The following is a 3,861-nucleotide window of genomic DNA, read 5'->3' as shown; positions in this document are numbered from 1 at the left end:
CTGAGCGAGCCGACGATTCCAGCCGCCCCAGCAACGCAGCGAGCTCCTCGGCGTCATCAGCCGCGAGCTCGGCGAGCATCTCGTGAAGTCTGGCGAAGTGCTCGTCGGCAACTCGATCGACCAGCGCAGCCCCCTCGGGGGTCAGTTCGACGTAGACCACCCGCGCATCGGTGGAATCCTTGGTGCGCGTCACCAAGCCCGCGTCTTCCAGACGCCGCACCCGGAGCGAGAGTCCACCTGTCGTGACGAGGGTCTGCTCGGCGAGTTGACCCGCGGTCAGGCGATGATCAGGGACGGTTCGGCGCAAGCACGCCAACACGTCGAAGCCCGATTCCGTAATGTCGTACTCCTCGAACGTCGAGGCGATGCGCGCCTTGTACACGAGGAAACTGCGGTGCAGGCGGCCGAACACCTTGAGTGCAGACACGTCCAGTTCCGGGCGCGCAACGGCCCAGTGCGACACAATGACATCGACTCCGTCCATGATGTGTCGAGCGTACCCACCCACCTATGCGAACCGCGCGAGGAGACCGGAGTGTCGGCGCACGTCACGCGTGTCCCGTTCGATGAAAAGGTCCGTCAACCGGTGACAATTCGTTGGGAGCTCTCGTCCACACACTCATCCGCGACTCACGACCGGTGTGCCAGGCACCATGACGGCGGCTGTAGCTCGTATCATCTACTGTCACCGAAGGATTCATCCAGCGCACACTCTCGACCGGCGTCGGGGCCATCCCGAGCCCGCGCGCTTCGGCGTCAGACCGTGGTGTCGAGCCATTGTTTGACACTCAGCGGACGGCGCCTTGAGTTACCTCGATACGAGGGCGAACTGAAATCACGTCTGACGTTGGCGCAATAGCCGCTCCGACACGACGATAGCCCACCGGGCTATACGATCGCCGTTGTGGCCGTCGGAAATTGGGCACGCGTTCGGGTGGCGGTCATCGCGGTAACCGTCGCTGCTGCCCCTCACCCTGGTTGCACTCTTGAACCCCTTTACCTGTGTCTCCAGGCGCTAATCCCGTACATATTGCCCGTGAGCGCGGCTCTAGCCGCGAGCACTGATCAGTGCAAGCATCCACGCGCCACGATCCCCATCACCAACATATCGGCATGAATGAGCATGCGCGTACACGGTGAAGCTTGGGTGACGATGCGGAGGAGACCGCTTTGCCAAGGAAGGACATGCCCCGCCGCGGTTGGGCCTGTTTACGTGAGCCGCGCTACCCTGGTTGCAGATTTGCAGCCTCTTACAGGCACGTTCACAACGGCAACCTCAAGCGATTCAATGCGCCTCACACGTTATCCCGGACATAACCGGGGGTTGCTCCTCAGGGACGCGGTGACGCTCAAATCGTATGCGGCCGGGACGAGAACGATAACCCGAACCCGACACAGAAAATCCGATCCGGGCATCGGTGCTTCCGATCTCCGGCACCGAGCAAGCGCAGCGCGGTCGATCGACCACTCTCACGATGTACCGGCTCACCGTGACCGATCCGCGCATCGAGCAGGTGCCCGCCGTCGTCTGCCGAACGCAGACGTACACGCTGGAAGGGCGGGCAATGCTCTACTGCATCGGCAGGGGCAACACCGCGCTTCACTATGAGGTGATGATGTCGCTCGGATCCGGCTGAGATACTGGACTCAGAACCGAATAAGCGGAGGCCGTGACAGGTCACCGCACCACGCTGACGAGGCCCCGGGCCTCATTGAGATCCGGGGCCTTGGTCGATCAGTAAGACATGTACATGCAGAGTGCGCCGATCGCTGTCGATGCCGCCGCTCCGAGCGGCACTCGGGAGTCGATGCGCACCCGACCGGAGAAATACAGATAGGCGCTGATCGCGAGAGCAATGACGCCGATGACTAGCAGGAACCACCAGATTCCGATCCCCTTGTGCAACATGGGAGCTAGGAAGGGCGGCTTCACGGGATCAGGGTTTGAAAACCCACCGTCAGCAAAGTTCATGGCCGTCAGTGTGCAACACAGCACCGACAAACCGACCTGTAACTGAGCTGACACGCATCTGGCAAGCGGACCGCTCCCGCGCGTTTGCGCAGGTCGAATCGGCTCCCCCACCAGGACTCGAACCTGGTGGGAACTTTTCCGACTCTCGCGTTGTTGCCCTGGCCGTATATGGTGGGTTTGACCAGTTGAGAGCGACGTTATCCGCTAGCGACAACTTGCGCAAGCTTCAGCGCGATCGTGTCGCTGTAGCGGTTTTGTAGCGTAAGCGCGCGTAAGCACGCGGGAGGACGAATAGCGATGCCAGCACCGAAGAACGGCCGCCGTCGGCGCGGCTGGGGCAATATCCGTCAAGAGCCGTCCGGGCGGTGGCGGGCTTCCTACATTCACGGCCCCCACCTCCAGCGGTGGGAAGCCCCCCACACGTTCGACAGCCAGATTGCAGCAGAGGGGTGGCTCGCCGCTGAGCGCAGGCAGATCGACGCGGAGATGTGGTCGCCGCCGCGTGAGCGTGCGGCCGCCGCCATCCGTTCCCAAGTGACTCTTAGGGAGTACGCACCCGTTGCGATCGCCCGCCGGTCGCTCACCCCGAAAACAACCGCTCTCTACGAGGACCTGCTCGATACGCGCATCCTCGCCTACCTCGGCGACAAGCCTTTGGTCGACCTGACTGCCGCCCTCCTGCGCGACTGGTGGGCGACTATGGAGAAAACCAAGTACGGCCGCCCCGACCGCCGAATGTTCACGCCGACGAAGAATGCTGCTGCCTGGCAGCTGCTCTCATCGGTGCTCAACAACGCCGTCGAGGACGAACTAGTTGACGCCAATCCGTGTGCGCAGGTCAAAGGCGCGGGTAAGCGACCCCGGCCCAAAGATGTCATCATGCTCACCACCGCTGAGCTGGCGGTCGTACACGAACGTCTCCCCGAGCCGTACCGGCTCGCCGTGCTCGTACTGGCCTTCTGCCAACTGCGATTCGGCGAAGTCATCGAACTGCGTCGATCGGACATCATCGACGTCGACGGTGACATGCTCCTACGCGTTCGGCGCGCCGCCACCGACGTGAACGGCAAGATCGTTGTCGGACCACCCAAGTCCGAAGCCGGAATCCGGAACATCGTGGTGCCTCCACACGTCGCCGACCTCCTGCGCGCCCACATAGGAACGCTTGGACGAGGCGGATCCCAACGGTTCCTCTTTACTTCGTCACGCGGAACCCGGCTCTGCCTGGCAACCTTCACCAGCGCATTCAAGGACGCGCTACCAGCCCACAAATCGGAGGTGCGCGTCCACGACCTACGGCACACCGGCGCAGTACTCGCCGCTCAGGCCGGAGCAACAACGAAAGAACTGATGGCGCGCCTCGGCCACACGACCCCTGAGATGGCGATGCGCTACCAGCATGTCGCGGAGGGTCGAGACCGGGCGATCGCCGAGAAGCTCAGCACCTTGGCCGGTCACAGTGCGGATGGGGACTCCCGGTAGCAGCGGGAGTGTCGGGCTGGGTGTGGGCTTCGCGCCCGGCACCATTGGACGAAGAATCGGGCGGAGACACGATGACTGAACCCAAAGACAGTCGATCGCGCGGCATCGACGTCGAACCCGAATCAGGAGAAGCACGCAACGAAAAGCAACGGCGCGCCCTCATCCGCGCGGAAAGGCTCGTACCGGCGCGAAAACCAGGATCGCTCAGCGCCGCGCCACCACCGCTCCCCAGCTCCGGCCGAGGCCTCAGCGCGATCCTCGACGACATGCGAGACGAGTAGCCCGCTCGGTCGCGCCGCAGCTGACCCCCCCGAGATGGCGATGCGCTTCCAGCACGTCGCGGAGGGACGCAACACAGTGGTTGCCACCCGGCTGAGAGTCAGCTCGCACAAGGTCGCTTCGCTAGC

The 3,861-nt window shown here is 63.3% G+C and carries 5 protein-coding genes; 3 read left to right on the top strand and 2 right to left on the bottom strand.

Annotated features, from left to right (window positions below):
- Nucleotides 1-484, bottom strand: a 484-nt coding sequence (locus tag GOOTI_RS23550) for a MarR family winged helix-turn-helix transcriptional regulator (protein ID WP_039994634.1), incomplete at its 3' end; no start/stop codon positions are given.
- Nucleotides 485-1,418: 934 nt separating this feature from the next.
- Between GOOTI_RS23550 and GOOTI_RS23545 the strand changes: the two genes are divergently transcribed.
- Nucleotides 1,419-1,637: a hypothetical protein gene (locus GOOTI_RS23545; protein WP_007241111.1), complete on the top strand. Its 219-nt coding sequence runs from the start codon at nucleotides 1,419-1,421 to the stop codon at nucleotides 1,635-1,637.
- Nucleotides 1,638-1,735: 98 nt separating this feature from the next.
- Here the strand turns inward: GOOTI_RS23545 and GOOTI_RS25905 are convergent, their stop codons facing one another.
- On the bottom strand, nucleotides 1,736-1,972 hold the full coding sequence (locus GOOTI_RS25905) for a hypothetical protein (RefSeq protein WP_138985375.1): 237 nt from the start codon (nucleotides 1,970-1,972) through the stop codon (nucleotides 1,736-1,738).
- A 297-nt stretch (nucleotides 1,973-2,269) separates the two neighbouring features.
- Between GOOTI_RS25905 and GOOTI_RS23540 the strand changes: the two genes are divergently transcribed.
- Nucleotides 2,270-3,454 carry a tyrosine-type recombinase/integrase gene (locus GOOTI_RS23540; protein ID WP_007241109.1) on the top strand — a complete coding sequence of 395 codons (1,185 nt, stop codon included), beginning with the start codon at nucleotides 2,270-2,272 and terminating at the stop codon, nucleotides 3,452-3,454.
- Between the two features lie 71 nt (nucleotides 3,455-3,525).
- Nucleotides 3,526-3,735, top strand: a complete 210-nt coding sequence (locus GOOTI_RS25900) for a hypothetical protein (RefSeq protein WP_138985374.1) — start codon at nucleotides 3,526-3,528, stop codon at nucleotides 3,733-3,735.
- Nucleotides 3,736-3,861 lie beyond the last annotated feature (126 nt).

This window comes from Gordonia otitidis NBRC 100426 (assembly GCF_000248075.1).
In the GTDB taxonomy this organism is placed as follows: Bacteria; Actinomycetota; Actinomycetes; order Mycobacteriales; family Mycobacteriaceae; genus Gordonia; species Gordonia otitidis.
Note: the sequence above shows the minus strand (reverse complement) of the source record. Positions and strands in the feature narration are given on the sequence as shown.